At 62.9% G+C, this 14,712-nt stretch carries 15 protein-coding genes; 8 read left to right on the top strand and 7 right to left on the bottom strand.

Features of this window, described 5'->3' with window-relative positions:
- Positions 1 to 378: 378 nt before the first annotated feature.
- Both dnaG and AC0L2R_RS20985 read right to left on the bottom strand, forming a co-directional pair.
- Positions 379 to 2,355: a DNA primase gene (dnaG, locus tag AC0L2R_RS20990; protein WP_473511463.1), complete on the bottom strand. Its 1,977-nt coding sequence runs from the start codon at positions 2,353 to 2,355 to the stop codon at positions 379 to 381.
- 155 nt (positions 2,356 to 2,510) lie between these two features.
- The gene (locus AC0L2R_RS20985; protein WP_473511292.1) at positions 2,511 to 2,876 is read right to left on the bottom strand and encodes an RcnB family protein; all 366 of its coding nucleotides are present in this window, start codon (positions 2,874 to 2,876) and stop codon (positions 2,511 to 2,513) included.
- A gap of 385 nt (positions 2,877 to 3,261) precedes the next feature.
- On the opposite strand from AC0L2R_RS20985, the gene AC0L2R_RS20980 reads away from it, so the two are divergent.
- From AC0L2R_RS20980 to AC0L2R_RS20970, 3 genes are all read left to right on the top strand, one after another.
- A complete protein-coding gene (locus AC0L2R_RS20980) occupies positions 3,262 to 4,926 on the top strand; it encodes a Na/Pi cotransporter family protein (RefSeq protein ID WP_473511290.1) in 1,665 nt (554 codons plus the stop codon).
- 209 nt (positions 4,927 to 5,135) lie between these two features.
- Positions 5,136 to 5,348, top strand: coding sequence for a DUF2061 domain-containing protein (locus AC0L2R_RS20975; RefSeq protein ID WP_023799755.1), 213 nt, complete (start codon positions 5,136 to 5,138; stop codon positions 5,346 to 5,348).
- A gap of 126 nt (positions 5,349 to 5,474) precedes the next feature.
- Positions 5,475 to 6,656 carry an MFS transporter gene (locus AC0L2R_RS20970; RefSeq protein WP_473511289.1) on the top strand — a complete coding sequence of 394 codons (1,182 nt, stop codon included), beginning with the start codon at positions 5,475 to 5,477 and terminating at the stop codon, positions 6,654 to 6,656.
- Between the two features lie 10 nt (positions 6,657 to 6,666).
- Here the strand turns inward: AC0L2R_RS20970 and AC0L2R_RS20965 are convergent, their stop codons facing one another.
- Positions 6,667 to 7,224 carry a GNAT family N-acetyltransferase gene (locus AC0L2R_RS20965; RefSeq protein WP_473511287.1) on the bottom strand — a complete coding sequence of 186 codons (558 nt, stop codon included), beginning with the start codon at positions 7,222 to 7,224 and terminating at the stop codon, positions 6,667 to 6,669.
- 109 nt (positions 7,225 to 7,333) lie between these two features.
- Between AC0L2R_RS20965 and AC0L2R_RS20960 the strand changes: the two genes are divergently transcribed.
- Positions 7,334 to 7,837, top strand: a complete 504-nt coding sequence (locus tag AC0L2R_RS20960) for a DUF1801 domain-containing protein (protein ID WP_473511286.1) — start codon at positions 7,334 to 7,336, stop codon at positions 7,835 to 7,837.
- 13 nt (positions 7,838 to 7,850) lie between these two features.
- On the opposite strand, the gene AC0L2R_RS20955 is transcribed toward AC0L2R_RS20960, so the two are convergent.
- Positions 7,851 to 8,726: an arginase family protein gene (locus tag AC0L2R_RS20955; RefSeq protein WP_473511284.1), complete on the bottom strand. Its 876-nt coding sequence runs from the start codon at positions 8,724 to 8,726 to the stop codon at positions 7,851 to 7,853.
- A gap of 187 nt (positions 8,727 to 8,913) precedes the next feature.
- Between AC0L2R_RS20955 and AC0L2R_RS20950 the strand changes: the two genes are divergently transcribed.
- On the top strand, positions 8,914 to 9,378 hold the full coding sequence (locus AC0L2R_RS20950) for a DUF1801 domain-containing protein (RefSeq protein WP_473511461.1): 465 nt from the start codon (positions 8,914 to 8,916) through the stop codon (positions 9,376 to 9,378).
- An 82-nt stretch (positions 9,379 to 9,460) separates the two neighbouring features.
- On the opposite strand, the gene AC0L2R_RS20945 is transcribed toward AC0L2R_RS20950, so the two are convergent.
- The gene (locus tag AC0L2R_RS20945; RefSeq protein WP_031255180.1) at positions 9,461 to 9,910 is read right to left on the bottom strand and encodes a GatB/YqeY domain-containing protein; all 450 of its coding nucleotides are present in this window, start codon (positions 9,908 to 9,910) and stop codon (positions 9,461 to 9,463) included.
- A 261-nt stretch (positions 9,911 to 10,171) separates the two neighbouring features.
- Here AC0L2R_RS20945 and carA point away from each other — a divergent pair, with 261 nt between their 5' ends.
- The 3 genes from carA (at position 10,172) to AC0L2R_RS20930 (ending at position 12,107) form a co-directional block, all read left to right on the top strand.
- Positions 10,172 to 11,386, top strand: coding sequence for a glutamine-hydrolyzing carbamoyl-phosphate synthase small subunit (carA, locus tag AC0L2R_RS20940; protein ID WP_473511282.1), 1,215 nt, complete (start codon positions 10,172 to 10,174; stop codon positions 11,384 to 11,386).
- Positions 11,387 to 11,457: 71 nt separating this feature from the next.
- On the top strand, positions 11,458 to 11,706 hold the full coding sequence (locus AC0L2R_RS20935; RefSeq protein WP_027151153.1) for a type II toxin-antitoxin system RelE family toxin: 249 nt from the start codon (positions 11,458 to 11,460) through the stop codon (positions 11,704 to 11,706).
- Between the two features lie 17 nt (positions 11,707 to 11,723).
- Positions 11,724 to 12,107: a helix-turn-helix domain-containing protein gene (locus AC0L2R_RS20930; protein WP_473511280.1), complete on the top strand. Its 384-nt coding sequence runs from the start codon at positions 11,724 to 11,726 to the stop codon at positions 12,105 to 12,107.
- 136 nt (positions 12,108 to 12,243) lie between these two features.
- On the opposite strand, the gene AC0L2R_RS20925 is transcribed toward AC0L2R_RS20930, so the two are convergent.
- Positions 12,244 to 13,494, bottom strand: coding sequence for a TCR/Tet family MFS transporter (locus AC0L2R_RS20925; protein WP_473511278.1), 1,251 nt, complete (start codon positions 13,492 to 13,494; stop codon positions 12,244 to 12,246).
- 181 nt (positions 13,495 to 13,675) lie between these two features.
- Positions 13,676 to 14,608, bottom strand: coding sequence for a KPN_02809 family neutral zinc metallopeptidase (ypfJ, locus tag AC0L2R_RS20920; RefSeq protein ID WP_473511277.1), 933 nt, complete (start codon positions 14,606 to 14,608; stop codon positions 13,676 to 13,678).
- Positions 14,609 to 14,712 lie beyond the last annotated feature (104 nt).

Genomic DNA, 14,712 nt, shown 5'->3' with positions numbered 1-14,712 from the left:
TTTTCTCCAAGCGGCCAAGTATCTAGCCGCATAAGTATCAAGCCGCGTAAGCTGCCGTACCGGTTTATCAGATGCGCTCGCGCTAGAACGCGTTTCCCCGGGCCAGTAACTGCATCTCTCGTTAAGTCCAGATTAACCCTGGTATCTGTGGCAGGCTGACTGCCTGTCCAGTGACCGGTACCTCACATCGCTGCATTTCCGTCGACGCCGGCGCGGGTTAACGTTTCGAATCGTCCTGATTCCGTCATTCTGCCAGAAGGTCAAGCGCCTCTCGCATGATTCGCATGAAAAAAGCGAATCAATTACCCGCCTTAAAGCGCCGCGGCTGATTCGGCGCACAAGCACGGTCTGCACTTTCACTCTTTCGTAAGCTTCGACCTACACCCGCCCGGCCCGGCCCGAAGACACGCCGAACCCTTCGATCAGCGCCTCCGTTGCCTGCACATCACGAAATTGCGCCTGGATCTCGACGAGATGCCGGTAATTTTCGTCCGTGGGATCGCTGGCGAGCGCCGCTTCTGCCTGTTTCAGCTCCTTATGTAATGTGCGCGCGCTGCGCTGCAAGTGGAGCGCCTGGCTGAAGGCGTCGCGGGCATCTTCAAGTCCGGCTGTTTCCAGCGCCGGCCATTGCCGCGCCCGTTTGATCAGCGCCACCACGCGCGCCCAGATCTCGCCGCAGCCGGCACGTTCGATCGTCGCGATCACCGCGTTGCGGTCGTTGGCCATGTCATGCGCCATCGCATCGAGGATCGCCGCGTGCAATCGCTTCAGATCGGTGTTGGCGAGGTCGAGGAACTCGACATGCGCGAAATTCTCGTCGATCAGCGCCGGATGATTGACAAGAGCTGCGATGATCGTCGCCTCGCGCACCGACATCCCCTCGCTGCCGCGCTTGACCAGCGCCGAGCGGCCAAGGCTTTCGGTGATCGCGGTGCGTCCACCGGCATTGCCGCCGCGTGCGAACTGCCCGCCAGCAGCTGAGCCCTTGCCCTGAAAGCGCCCGCCGGACCGCCCATCTTGGCGCCCCCCTTGATAGGTTTGGCGCGCGCCGCGCTGGGCGCCGAAAAAGCTTAGCACTCGCTCGCGCATTTCCTGTTGGTAGTGATAGCGCAAGCTCTCGTCGCGGATGCGGCTGGTCAGTTCGCGCAGCGTTTTTTCCAGTTCCGCCCGTCGTTCCGGCGTGTCGAAGATGCCGCCGGCCGTTTCGCGCATCCACAAAAGGTCGGCGAGCGGCCGCGCCTCGGAAAGCACGGCGCCAAACGCGTCCGGCCCTTCGGCCTTGACCAGATCGTCGGGGTCCTTGCCTTCGGGCAGAAGCGCAAAACGCACCGAGCGGCCTGCCTGGACCGCCGGCAGCGCCATGTCGGCGGCGCGCCATGCCGCCTTCAGTCCGGCCTGGTCGCCATCGAAGCACAGCACCGGCTCGCCGGCCATCCGCCACAGCAGTTCAAGCTGGTTTTCGGTCAGCGCAGTGCCGAGCGGCGCCACGACATTTTCGAAACCGGCCTGCGCCAGCGCGATCACGTCCATATAGCCCTCGACGGCAATCACCGTGCCGCCCTTGGCCAGCGCCCCCTTTCCCAGGGCTTGGCGCGCTCGGGCGAAATTATAGAGCACGTTGCCCTTGTGGAAGAGCTCGGTGTCGGGCGAATTCATGTATTTGGCAAGCGCATCGGCTGCCAGCGCCCGCCCGCCAAAGGCGATTATCTTGCCTCTGGAGTCCGCGATCGGGAACATGATGCGGTCGCGGAACCAATCGTAGGAAACCGGAACGTCGTCGCCATGGCGCACCAGCCCGCATGCCTCGATATCGGCCTTGGGCACGCCCTTGGCGGCAAGATGCTCCTTCAGCGCATTGCGACTGTCGGGCGCATAGCCGAGCCGGAACGACTGCTGCGTCGCCGGCGTCAGCCCGCGGTCGCGCAGATAGGCGCGGGCTTTTGCGCCTTCCGGTCCCTGCAGCCGCTCCTGGAAGAAGGCGGTCGCCATTTCCATGACTTCGGTCAGGCTGGCGCGTTCCTTTTCGCGCCGTTCCTCCCGGGCATCGCGCAACGGCATCGGCACCCCGGCCATGTCGGCGATCTTCTCGACCGCTTCGGGAAAGCTCATTCCGTCGAGTTCGGTGAGGAATTTGAAGTGGTCGCCCGAAACCGAGCAGCCGAAGCAATGATAGCGTCCCTTCTTGTCCTCGCAGTGAAAGGACGGGCTCTTCTCGCCATGGAAGGGACAGCACGCCCAATAATCGCCGCGCGGCGCGTTGGTCTTCTTCCTGTCCCACGCCACGCGCTGGCCGATCACCGCGGAAATCGGCACGCGGTCGCGTATCTCGTCGAGGAAGGCAGGTGGAAAGCGCATCGGAAACGGCTCGTTTGCGTCCATATAATCACGCCGGCGAAACCCGACGACTCCTAATGCGAACCATACCCGGTTTTCACAGGGCAAAAAGAAGGCGGCCGTTGCAAGCCGCCTTCCTTCCTATCCGGCATTGTGCCGGTCGACGTTTTTGACGGTCAGTGGGCGGCTATCGCGCCGAAGATGATGCCGGAGACGACGCTGACCAAGAGATAGTCGTTGCCGACGCGGATCCATTCCTGGCCACGGCCCGGACGACGCAGGCCATAGTGGCGATAGTCGCGGACCGGCTGGTGGCGCCTCCAGCTCGAATATCTCTGGCCGTTGCGCCAATGGTTCCTCTTGACGACGACTTTCTTCTTCACCACGACGCGCGTCTTGACGTGCCTGTCCGGCTTCTTCCAGTCGACCTGGCTGTAGGTCGACTGCGGTGCATTCGGCGCATTCAGCGGCGCTGCCTGGCCCTGCAGGGACGTCGCAGCCAGCATGGAGACGGCGACTGCGGAAAGAATGAAACGTTTCATGACGGGTACTCCTTGGTTGTCGATGCCCAAGCAATAGAGCCCGAAAAATGAACCGAAACTGAACACACGGATTACGTTTTTGTAATGATTTCATGTATTTATAACATCTAATTCAACACTCATCTCAAACCTGATCTGAAGCGGTCGTCGGCACTTGAGCGCGCGACCATCAAGAAGCCGGCCGGCGATGCAACCATTTTGCGATCCATCCATTTCCGACACGCCCTGTCGCGCAACAGCCGGCCGAATTGGGCAAAATTTATTATCCGGCTAAAAGTAATCGGAGTAGTATCGACCTTTGCAATGTCCTTGATTCGCCCCCTCTTTTGCGCCTTTGCCATCACGGCTCCCATATTGCTGGTGGCTGTCGGAATGCGAGCCTGACATGAGCGGTTCGGTCGTTTTGCTGCATCTTGCCGGCGCGGTGGCGCTGATGCTGTTTGCCACCCGCTTGGTGAAGACAGGTGTCGAGCGCGCCTATGGCGATGTGCTGCGCCACAAGCTGCGCGCCACCATGCGCAATCCTTTCATGGCGGTTCTGGCCGGCTGCGGCCTGGCGATCGCCCTGCAAAGCTCCACCGCCGTCACCTTGCTGGTCGGCTCCTTCGCCGGCGCCGGCATCGTCAGCGGCATATCAGGCCAGCTTGCCGTGCGCGGCGCCGAGATCGGCTCGGCGCTGGTGGTCAAGCTGCTCACCTTCGACCTGTCGCTGCTGGTGCCGGTCTGTCTTGTCGCCGGCACTGTCATGTTCATGGCCACCGAGCGGCGCGACTGGCGCCAGTTCGGCCGCATCCTGGTCGGCATCGGCCTGCTGGTGTTGTCGCTGGAAATGATCGGCCAGGCCTCGGAGCCGCTGCGCCAGAGCACGCTGATGCCGGTCGTCGTCGACTACTTCTCCAGCGATCCGGTCACCGCCTATCTGCTGGCGGCGCTGGTCACCTGGCTGTTCCATTCCTCGATCGCCGCGGTCCTTTTGATGGTGACGCTCGCCGGCCGCGGCTTCATCCCGCCCGAACTCGGCATCATGCTGGTGCTCGGCGTCAATCTGGGTTCGTCGATCATCGCGCCGCTGCTCACCCGCAATGCGGAGCCTGGCGTGCGTGTCGTACCGATCGGCAATCTCCTGATGCGCGGCATGGGCTCGCTGGCCATGCTGATCCTGTTCCTGTGGTTGAAACCGTCGGTCGCCTTTCTCGGCGCCACCGTGCCCGACCAGATCGTCAACGCCCATATCCTCTTCAACATCCTGATCCTGGTTGCCGGCCTGCCATTGGCCGGCCTCGTCTACCGCGTTTCGGAAAAGATCGTGGCGCTCGGCACCAAACCGGCGCCGGCAGAAGCGCTCGACGTCGTCGAGTTGTCCGCGCTCAACGACAGCGCCCTCGATGTGCCGAGCCAGGCGCTGGCCAACGCCACCCGTGAGGTGGTGCGGGTCTGCGAGACGGTCGAGATCATGCTGAAGCGCATCATCGAGCTCTATGAAAGCGCCGACGCCGACAAGATCAAGGCGCTGGCCGCGCTCGACGACCGCGTCGACAAGAAACATGCGTCGATAAAGCTCTATCTGGCCAAGGTCACCAGGAACCCGCTGAGCGAGGACGAGGCGCTGCGTTGCCAGGAGTTGATCGGCGCCTGCGTCAAGCTCGAACAGGTCGGCGACATCATCGTGCGCAACATGCTGGTGCATGTCAGGAAGAAGCTCGAGCGCGGGCTGGAGTTCACGCCCGAGGGTTGGCGCGAGCTTAGCGCCTTCCACGCCTCGGTGCTCGCCAACGCGCGGCTTGCCTTCAACGTGCTGGTTTCGCGCGATCCGGAGACCGCCCGCCAGTTGGTGCTGGAAAAGGATCGGCTGCGCGACCGCGAGAAGGAGACCAGCGCCAGCCATTTCGTGCGGCTGCGCGACGGCACCGCCAAGAGCGTCGAGACCAGTTCCATCCATCTCGACACTATCCGCGACCTGAAGCAGATCAATTCGCTGCTTGCCTCGATAGCCTACCCCGTGCTCGAGGAACGCGGCCTGCTCACCGGCTCGCGGCTGAAGGCCGGATAGATTGGGCCCAGCGCGGGAATTGCCTGGAGCCGGCGCGCGAAAATTAGTCTTTGCTAACCCTCCCGTCTGTCGGCTAGAGCATTTTTCAGCCAACCGTCTTCGCTTGGCGTCCGACAACACGCGTCAAGCAAAGACCTGGAGCGCGGCTTTGGTTCCACCAGAATGCAAGGCGCTCTAAGGATCGGTCAAATCCGCCGGGAGGAAAGTCGATGGATACCCATTCGCGCAGTTTCGCCAAGGCGCTTTCCTGGCGCGTTACCGGCACGGTCGACACGATAATCATTTCGCTCATCGTGACAGGCAGCATCAAGCTCGCTGCGGCCATCGGCGTGACCGAGGTCATCACCAAATCGCTGCTCTACTATTTTCACGAGCGGGCGTGGTTGAAAATCCCCTACGGAAGGAAGACGACGACCGTCTAGTCTTGTGCGGCCGGAGCCTGGCTGAACCGATGAAGAAAACCTAAAGCGGCGTCGAGAATTTCTGGATTGCCCGCCGCTCTCGTCCGTGATTTGAGCCATCTCATTCAAGGATCGCCTTCCCGCGCCATGCTTCCCCTCATCGCCCTGTTCATCGCTGCGTTCGCATTCGGCACCACCGAGTTCGTCATCGCCGGCGTGCTGCCGCAAGTGGCGGACGGCCTTGGCGTCTCCATCCCGACGGCCGGCTATCTCGTCTCCGGCTACGCCGGCGGCATCGCGATCGGCGGACCGCTGTTGACGCTCGCTACCAAGACAATCTCCCGCAAGGCGTTGCTGCTTGGCCTTGCCGCAGCCTTCGCCATCGGCCAGGCCGCCTGCGCCCTTGCGCCCGACTTCGCCTCCATGTTGCTGTTGCGGATTGCAGTGGCCGTGGCGCACGGCGCCTATTTCGGCGTCGCGATGGTGGTTGCGGTCGGCCTGGTCCGCCAGGATCAGCGTGGAATGGCCGTGGCGCTCATCCTGTCGGGCCTCACGGTCTCCAATGTCATCGGCGTGCCGGCCGGCACGGCGATCGGCAATATTTGGGGGTGGCGCGCGACGTTCTGGGTGATGTGCGCGCTTGGTGTGGTTTCCATCGCCGCCATGGCCGCCCTCCTGCCGCGCCGGACGGGATCGTCGCGCCGGCCCGTCAGTTTCGGCAGCGAGGTCCGCGTGCTCGCACGCCAGCAGGTTTGGACGTCGCTAATCCTCATGCTGATGCTGATGATCGGCCAGTTCGGCCTGTTCACCTACATCACGCCGACGCTGCTTGAAGTCACCGGCCTCGGCGAGGGCCTGGTGCCCTGGGTGCTGCTGCTCAACGGTGTCGGCGCGACGATCGGCGTCTTTCTTGGCGGGCGGCTCGCCGACTGGAAACTGATGCCATCGCTCATCACCATGCTTTTCATGCAGGCGGTGACACTTGCCGTCATTTACGCCGCCAGCCCGTACCCGGTGCCGATGGTCGTTGCGATCACTATCTGGGGTGGTCTCAGCTTTGCCATCGGCACCCCGATCCAGACCCGTATCCTGACCTGGACGGCGGACGCCTCCAATCTCGCCTCATCGCTTATCCCGGCCGGCTTCAATGTCGGCATCGCGCTGGCCGCCTCGCTCGGCGCCGCCATGCTCAATGCCGGTTATGGCTATCGCAGCCTGCCGGTGGTTGGCGCCACGGCCATGCTGGTCGCCGTGGCGGTCGCGCTCGCCTCACATATCTGGGAGTGGCGCCGAAACACGATGCCGCCGCTGCCGGCCGCTGCCGAATAGTCGGCAGGCGCTACAGGTCGATGCTATAGCGCAGGCTTTCGGCGCCGCCATAGGCAGCGTCCTCGAAGAATCGCCCGACGAGCCGTCCGCCGTTGGCCAGGACCACCTTCTGCGAGGCGAGATTACCCGGCTTGGCGGTGATCTCGACGAAGGGCAGGCCGAGCGCCCTCGCCTCGCCGAGCATCAGCCTCACTGCCTCTGTCGCATAGCCGCGCCGCCGCTTCCATGGTACTACGGCATAGCCGATGTGGCCGAGCACATGTGGCGGCAGCTCGGCGGTGCCGCGTTGCCAGCGCAAGCCGATCGAGCCGGCGACTTCGCCGTCCCAGATCCAGCGCCGGAATCCCGGCAGGCGCGGCACTTTCGTCCCATCAGGCAAGGTGATCGGACCGCCCTTGGCATCGGGGTCGTCGAGATCGGCGAGGAAGGCCGTTGGATTCTTTTCGATGGCCGCAAGCTGCTCGCGCGTCGCCTCCATCAGCCGCACATTGTCCGGCGACCAGCCGCGCTCAAGGGCGGCCTTGTACGACGGCAGATGTTCAAGCGCCGGTTTGACGAGTTCAACCATGACGTACGATCGCTCCGCTGCCGCCCTCTGATTCTGAAGTTGATCTTCAGGGGCGGCTTTCTAAAATCAAATGTCTTCGATTGGGTCCACCTACTTTGGAGTGAACACGATGGCCGACCACAGGTCCGAGAAGTCGGCGAAGGCCGCCGCCGAGCGGGTCGCGGCAACCAAACCGCGCAAGGCGACGCCGAAGCCGCAGTCCGGCAAGGAAGCGAAGCCGGCACTGCTCGCAGGCGGCAACCCCCAGATCGCCAAAGCCGAAGGTGACGCCCCGGTGCAGGCCTACATCGCGGCCATGCCGGGCTGGAAAAGCGATGTCGGGCGCCGCCTCGACGCAATCATCGTGCGCACCGTCCACGGCGTGCACAAGGCCGTCAAATGGAACTCGCCGTTTTACGGCATCGAGGGGCAGGGCTGGTTCCTGTCGTTCCATGTCTTCACCCGCTACGTCAAAGTGACCTTCTTCCGGGGCACGTCGCTGCGTCCTGTCCCTCTCGGCGAGTCCAGGCACAAGGACGTGCGCTACCTCGACATTTATGAGGACCAGCTCGACGAAGCTCAATTTGCCGCCTGGGTGAAGCAAGCCAGCCAATTGCCCGGCGAGCGAATGTGAGATGCATCGCGAATTAGCCAAGGGCGTCCGCAAGCACCTCATTCAAGCGGGTGAACGCGGCGGTCTCGTCTGGCGCATGAGCCGGATTAACTTCTGTAATGGTCAGGCCGCGCCATTGCATCAGGGCGGTCAACTGCCTTAGCGCGAAGGCGGCCTGCTCCAGTTTGAGACCGTCGCAACGGCGCACATTCTCCGCAATCGGGAATTCGATAAAGGAGAGTACATCGACATCGAAGTGAATAAGCACGCAGTCAAAGCGCGCCGCCCATTCGGTTGCGCGCGCGGCCGCCGCCTCGATATCAATCAAAGCTTCCTCACGCGATATGACCTTGATCGCATTATCCCTGATCGCGGCGGCTTCAGGCGCAGTGATATTCTCGACGCCGAAATAGAGGAGTTGCTGAGGCACGAGCATCGGACGCGTTGGGCCGAGCCCGGCGAGCGAAGGCTCGCATCCAGGAATATCGAGCAGATGAGCGATACCAGTCCAGTCCAAGGCGCCGTCGCTCGTGTCAGGTGTGTTGAGATCGGCGTCGAAGTCTATGTAGACGAGTCCGATCCGCGCTCCGGCCGCGTTCGCTCCAGCGACCGTTCCCAGTTCCACAGTACAGTCGCCGCCCAAAACAAGCACGTCTTCCTGCGCTGAAATCGCCGTCGCCACGTGGCTTGCGACCAAGTCACAAGCCCCGCGCACGGCCTCCAGGTTCATGGCCTGCGGCCGCGAAGAATCCGGCCGCCAGCGGAACGATGCAACATCGCCATGATCCCTGATGGTTCTGCCTCGGCTGGCGAGCCCCTCTGCGAGCCCATGGCGCCGAAAGGCCGCGGGGGCTTGTTCCTGCCCTGGCGAATAGGCGCCGGCGCTGGTGGCGGCGCCGAAAATGTTCAACAAACGCGCCGCCAAATCGAAGCTCCGTTTTTCGTATGATCCTGGTTGCAAAACGGGTCTGGAGCGACGAAGGTTCCTCCTCGACGTCGAGAGTTTGTTGCCCGCGCCGGAACGGCAAACGGCTCGTCGTATCGATGCCGTCGTGAGACGCCAGACGCCGACGTGCACAAAGCCACTGGGACCAATCATGACCAAAGCGACAACAGCCATGAAGAAGGGCGGCTCGACGGAGGGAGCAGGAGGAGACACTCCCTCTCAGTTGATAGATGCGAGAATCAACGAGCTGAGCGATTGGCGGGGCGAGATGCTCGCTCGGATCCGAACTCTCATCAAGCAGGTCGATCCCGAAGTGGTCGAGGCGTGGAAGTGGAGAGGGGTTCCGGTGTGGGAACACGCCGGAATTATCTGCACCGGTGAGACCTACAAGAATGTCGTGAAAATGACCTTCGCCAAGGGCGCCTCGCTGGAGGACCCTTCTGGCCTCTTCAACTCCAGCCTCGAAGGCAACACCAGGCGCGCCATCGACATCCATGAGGGCGACACGATCGATGACGAGGCGCTGAAGGCGCTCATTCGCGCCGCCGTGGCACTGAACCTGTCGGTGCGAGCTGCCGCCCGCCCCGCCCGCTCTCAGAAACCGAAGAGCGCCTGAGAATCAATCATATGCGGCCCAGGGCTGGCGCCTCGCTGTCGCCTCCTCCAATGCCTTACGAGCTCGCTGCAGCGGCAAAATCCTACTGCAGCAGTCCCTTGACGATGCCGCTCGCCTTGGAGAAATCCATCTGGCCGGCGTATTTCTCCTTGAGCACGGCCATAACCTTGCCCATGTCCTTGACGCTGCTGGCGCCGGTCTCGGCGATGGCGGCGCGGATCGCCGTTTCGGTCTCTGCCTGGCCCAGTTGCGTCGGCAGGAAATCGCGGATGATGGCCATCTCGTCGCGCTCCTGCGCGGCAAGCTCCGGCCGCTTGCCGTCGTCGAAAGCCTTGGCCGACTCTTCGCGCTGCTTCACCATCTTGGCCAGGATCTGCAGGATCTCGTCGTCGCTGGCCGGCTCCTTGCCGGCGCCGCGATTGGCGATGTCGCGGTCGTGAATGGCCGCCTGGATCAGCCGCAATGTCGGCAGCCGACGCTTGTCCTGCGCCTTCATCGCGCTCTTCAGGGATTCGGCGATTTTGCCGCGCATGATGCTTTCTCCTTCGAATGCGACGGACAATAGCCGTGCCGAATGCCCAAGGCAAATTCGACGCCACCCGGCAAACCGCTGATATTGCTCGACGAAATAAATCGCGGCTGCGGGCGTCGCATCATTGACCGCTCTGGCGCCTTCCCCTATGTACTGGGCCTTGCATGAACTGAATTTTTAGTTGGGCGCCGAGGCTGTGAAATCGCTGCTTCGCGCCTTTCGTTGCGCCGATTGAAGGGCGCAGCCTTTAGGAGTGCCGCCATGGCAACGATGACCGCCGCGTCGACCCCCACTTGGGCCACCGAGAAGCCGACCGCCTTGCTGGTGCTGGCCGACGGCACCGTCATCGAGGGCCGCGGCCTTGGCGCCACCGGCTCCGCCGTCGCCGAAGTCTGCTTCAACACCGCGCTGACAGGCTATCAGGAAATCCTCACCGACCCGTCCTATGCCGGCCAGATCGTCACCTTCACCTTTCCGCATATCGGCAATATCGGCACCAATGACGAGGACATCGAGGATCTCAACCCGGTTGCCCGCGCCGGCGCAGTCGGCGCCGTGTTCAAGGCCGACGTCACCAATCCGTCCAGCTATCGCGCCGCTTCTGGTCTCGACCAATGGCTTAAGAAACGCGGCATCGTTGCGCTTTCGGGCATCGACACCCGCGCGCTGACCGCGCTGATCCGCGAAAAGGGCATGCCCAACGCCGTCATCGCGCACGCGCCCGACGGCATCTTCGACATCGAGGAGCTGAAGCGCCGCGCCGCTGCCTGGTCCGGCCTGATCGGGCTTGACCTGGCCAAGGACGTCACTTCCGGCCAGTCCTCGGTCTGGCGCGAGACGCCGTGGGTCTGGGACGAGGGCTTTGGCGAACAGACCGATCCGTCCATGCATGTCGTCGCCATCGACTACGGCGTAAAACGCAACATATTGCGCCTGCTTGCCGGCCTGGGCGCCAAAGTCACCGTGGTGCCGGCCAACACCGGCGCCGAGGATATCCTCGCCATGCGGCCCGACGGCATCTTTCTCTCCAACGGTCCCGGCGACCCGGAAGCCACCGGCGACTATGCCGTTCCGGTCATCCGGGACTTGCTGAAGACCGACATCCCGGTCTTCGGCATCTGCCTCGGCCACCAGATGCTGGCGCTGGCGCTTGGCGGCAGGACCGCCAAAATGCATCAAGGCCATCACGGCGCCAATCATCCGGTCAAGGATCACACCACCGGCAAGGTTGAGATCGTCTCGATGAACCACGGCTTTGCCGTCGATGCCGGCTCGTTGCCCACGGGCGTCGAAGAAACCCATGTCTCGCTGTTCGACGGCTCGAACTGCGGCATCACCCTGACCGGCAGGCCGGTGTTTTCGGTCCAGCACCATCCCGAAGCCTCGCCGGGCCCGCAGGACTCGCATTATCTGTTCCGCCGCTTCGTCAATCTCATCCGCGAAAAGCGCGGCGAGCCGGCGCTGGCAGAGCGCTGACTATCTGTACGCGAGAAGTCTCGGCAATAATATCGCTTAACTTTCGGCGATAAATCTGCGATATCATCACCGTGAAGACGATTATCCTCTCGGTATCGGCGGCTCGCGATCTCGACAACCTGCCGACAGATGTCCGCGAGCAGGTCTCCGAAGGCCTGATCTCCTATGCCGTCAGCGGGCGGGGAGATATCAAGCGCCTTGCCGGCAGGGACGGCTACAGACTGCGGATCGGTCGCTACCGGATCATATTCGATGAAGACCGCACGACGATCCTCGCGATCTACATCGGCAAACGAGAAACGACAACCTACCGTCGGTGATAGCAGGACAGGACACCATGAACGCCCCCCAAATCATAACGACGCCAACTGGCGAAGAACTTGTCGTTATCCCAAAAGCGGACTACGAGGCTCTGTTGCACGCGGCCGAAGAGGCTCTTGAAGACGCTGCCGATGTGGCGATCTACGACGAGCGAAAGGCTGATCTCAAAACGGAAACCCCCCTGCCTGCGGACGTGACCATGGAAATTTTGCGGGGCTCCAGCCGGCTCAAGGCGCTGCGCAACTGGCGGCGGCTGACGCAGGCCGAATTGGCGACCACGATCGGTGTCAGCCAGGGTTTCCTGTCGGATCTTGAGTCCAATCGCCGTAAGCCATCGGCGCAGACCCGGGCGCTGCTGGCGAAGGCACTGGATATTCCGGGGCAATGGATTGAACCCTAGGGCATGCCCCAATGCGTGGCGCGCAAAAGCATGCCCTCGGGCCTGACCGAGAGTACGCAGCGGTTTTGCGATAACGAGATGCATCAAAACCAGAACTTAAAGGGCGTCGCATGAGTCCGTTCAAACGCGACACGCTTTAGGCCACCGTCGCCGTCGCGACGTCTTTCACCGCGGCCGGTCTTTCGACCCTGAGCACGAATGCGATCAGCGACAGGGCGAGAAAGATGCCGCCGAGCACAAAGGGCGCGCCGCCGAACGTCACCGGCGCGCTCGGCCCGGTGAACCAGGCGAAGATTCCCGTATAAAGCAGCGGCGTTATGATGCTGGTGATCGAAAACACGCTCGTCATCGCACCTTGCAATTCGCCTTGCGCGGAGGGCGGCACCTTGGCCGCCGCCAGGCTCCGCAGCGGCGGATCGGCCAGCGCCTCGAGGCAGGTCGCCACGATCACCGCATAGATCATCCAGCCCTTCCACGCCGCGGCATAGCCGAAGGCGGCGAGCGCGGTAAAAGCAAGGCCGATGGCGGCGGTCCGCCATTCGCCGAGCCGTGGGATGACGCGTGGCAGGACAAAACCCATCACCAACGCCCCGCCAAGGCCGAAGACGCCGAGTGAGAAGCCGATCTGCTGTTCGCTCCAGCCGTGGCGGTAACTGCCGACGAACGACCACACGGCAGGGTACATCATGTGACCGAGCGTCATCAGGAAGAACACCAGGCCGATCCAGCCGATCCCCTTGTAATTGCGCATCTGCTTCAGGGCGCCGAGAGGATTGGCGCGGCGCCATTCGAAGCGGCGCCGGTGATGCTGCTCCAGCGTTTCCGGCAGGAAGAACCAGCCGACGATGAAGTTGATCAGAGCAAGCACCGCCGCGCCCCAGAACGGCACGCGCGGCCCGAATTCGCCGAGCAACCCGCCCAGCACCGGGCCGATGACGAAACCGACGCCGAAGGCGATGCCAAGCAGGCCGAAATTCTTCGCCCTGTTCTCGTCGGTGCTGACATCGGCGATGAAGGCGGAGGCGGTCGAATAGCTGGCGCCGCTGATGCCGGCCAGCACCCGGCCGATGAACAGGACCCAATACGACCAGGCCACCGCGCAGATCAGATTGTCGACGGCGAAGGTCAGCACCGAGGCCAGCAGGATCGGACGACGGCCGAAGCGGTCGCTGAGATTGCCGACCAGCGGCGCGAACAGGAACTGCATGGCCGCATAGACGAAGAACAGCCAGCCGCCTTCGATCGCCGCTTCGCTGACCCCGACGCCGGTCAGTTCCTGCAGATAGGCCGGCAGCACCGGCATGATGATGCCGATGCCGGTGATGTCGAGCAGCAGCGTGGTGAAAACAAGCGCAAGGCCCCGCCTGGCGGTTTTGGCTTCGATCATGACGGTATCGACTCCTGGAGCCGCCTCGCAGCGAAGGCGGAAGGGCCCTTTATAGGCGAGTCAGCCACACAGAACAATAAGGGAACAGGCCAGGAATTTTCATCCTGACATCAACTGTCGACATGAGCGCGGCTGCATCGCCGCCGCTTTCAACGCCCATTTCAACGAGAGCCCAAACACCTCAGATCGGGGTGTTGAACGTATCGCAGTCCGACAGCTTGCCGCTCTTGTAGCCGCGTGCCAGCCAGGTTTGACGCTGCTGCGAGGTGCCATGGTTGAAGCTTTCCGGCACGACATAGCCCTGCATCTTCTTCTGCATCGTGTCGTCGCCGATCTGCTGGGCGGCGTTCAGCGCCTCGTCCATGTCGCCCTGTTCCAGAATGCCTTTCTGCCCGGTGAAATGCGCCCAGACGCCGGCGAAGCAATCCGCCTGGAGCTCGACCTGCACCGACATTTGGTTGGCCTCGGCCTCGCCCATCTGCTGCCGCATCTGGTTGAACTTGGGCAGGATGCCGGTGAGGTTCTGGACATGGTGGCCGACCTCATGCGCGATCACATAGGCCTGGGCAAAATCGCCCGAAGCGCCGAATTGCTGGTCGAGTTGCTGGAAGAAGGTGGTGTCGAGATAGACCTTGCGGTCGCCGGGGCAGTAGAACGGGCCGGCCGCGGACGAGGCGAAGCCGCAAGCCGAACGGATTTGGCCGCTGAACAGGACCAGCTTGGGGTCCTCGTAGGTCAGGCCCTCGGCCTGGAAAATGCCGGTCCAGGTGTCCTCGGTCTCGGCCAGGACGGTCGAAACGAACTGCTTCATCTCGTCGGAGGCGGGCGCCCCGGTGCCACCGCCCTGTTCTCCGCTGGTGTCGGTGATCTGACCGCCGCCACCCGGCACCAAGCCGCCACCGGCCAGGATCTGAAGCGGGTCGATGCCGATGGCCTTCAGCCCGAAATAGAGGACCACGAGAATGATGATGGTCGACAGCGACATTCCGCCGCCGGAGCGGCCGCCGATCGGGATGCGGAGACGGCCGGGGCCGCCGCGCGGCAGGTTGAGCCCGCCGCCCTGGCCGCGTTGGTCCTCGACGTTGTCACTTTGACGACGACCTTTCCAGAGCATGGCAACTCCCCGCGATGCACGTACCGGTATCTTGCCGATCTCATGGCCCGATCCGACCCAACAAACAATTATCCCAATGGTTGCGCCAAGTCACAGTATTTTTC

This window comes from Mesorhizobium sp. WSM4820 (genome assembly GCF_055811075.1).
Note: the sequence above shows the minus strand (reverse complement) of the source record. Positions and strands in the feature narration are given on the sequence as shown.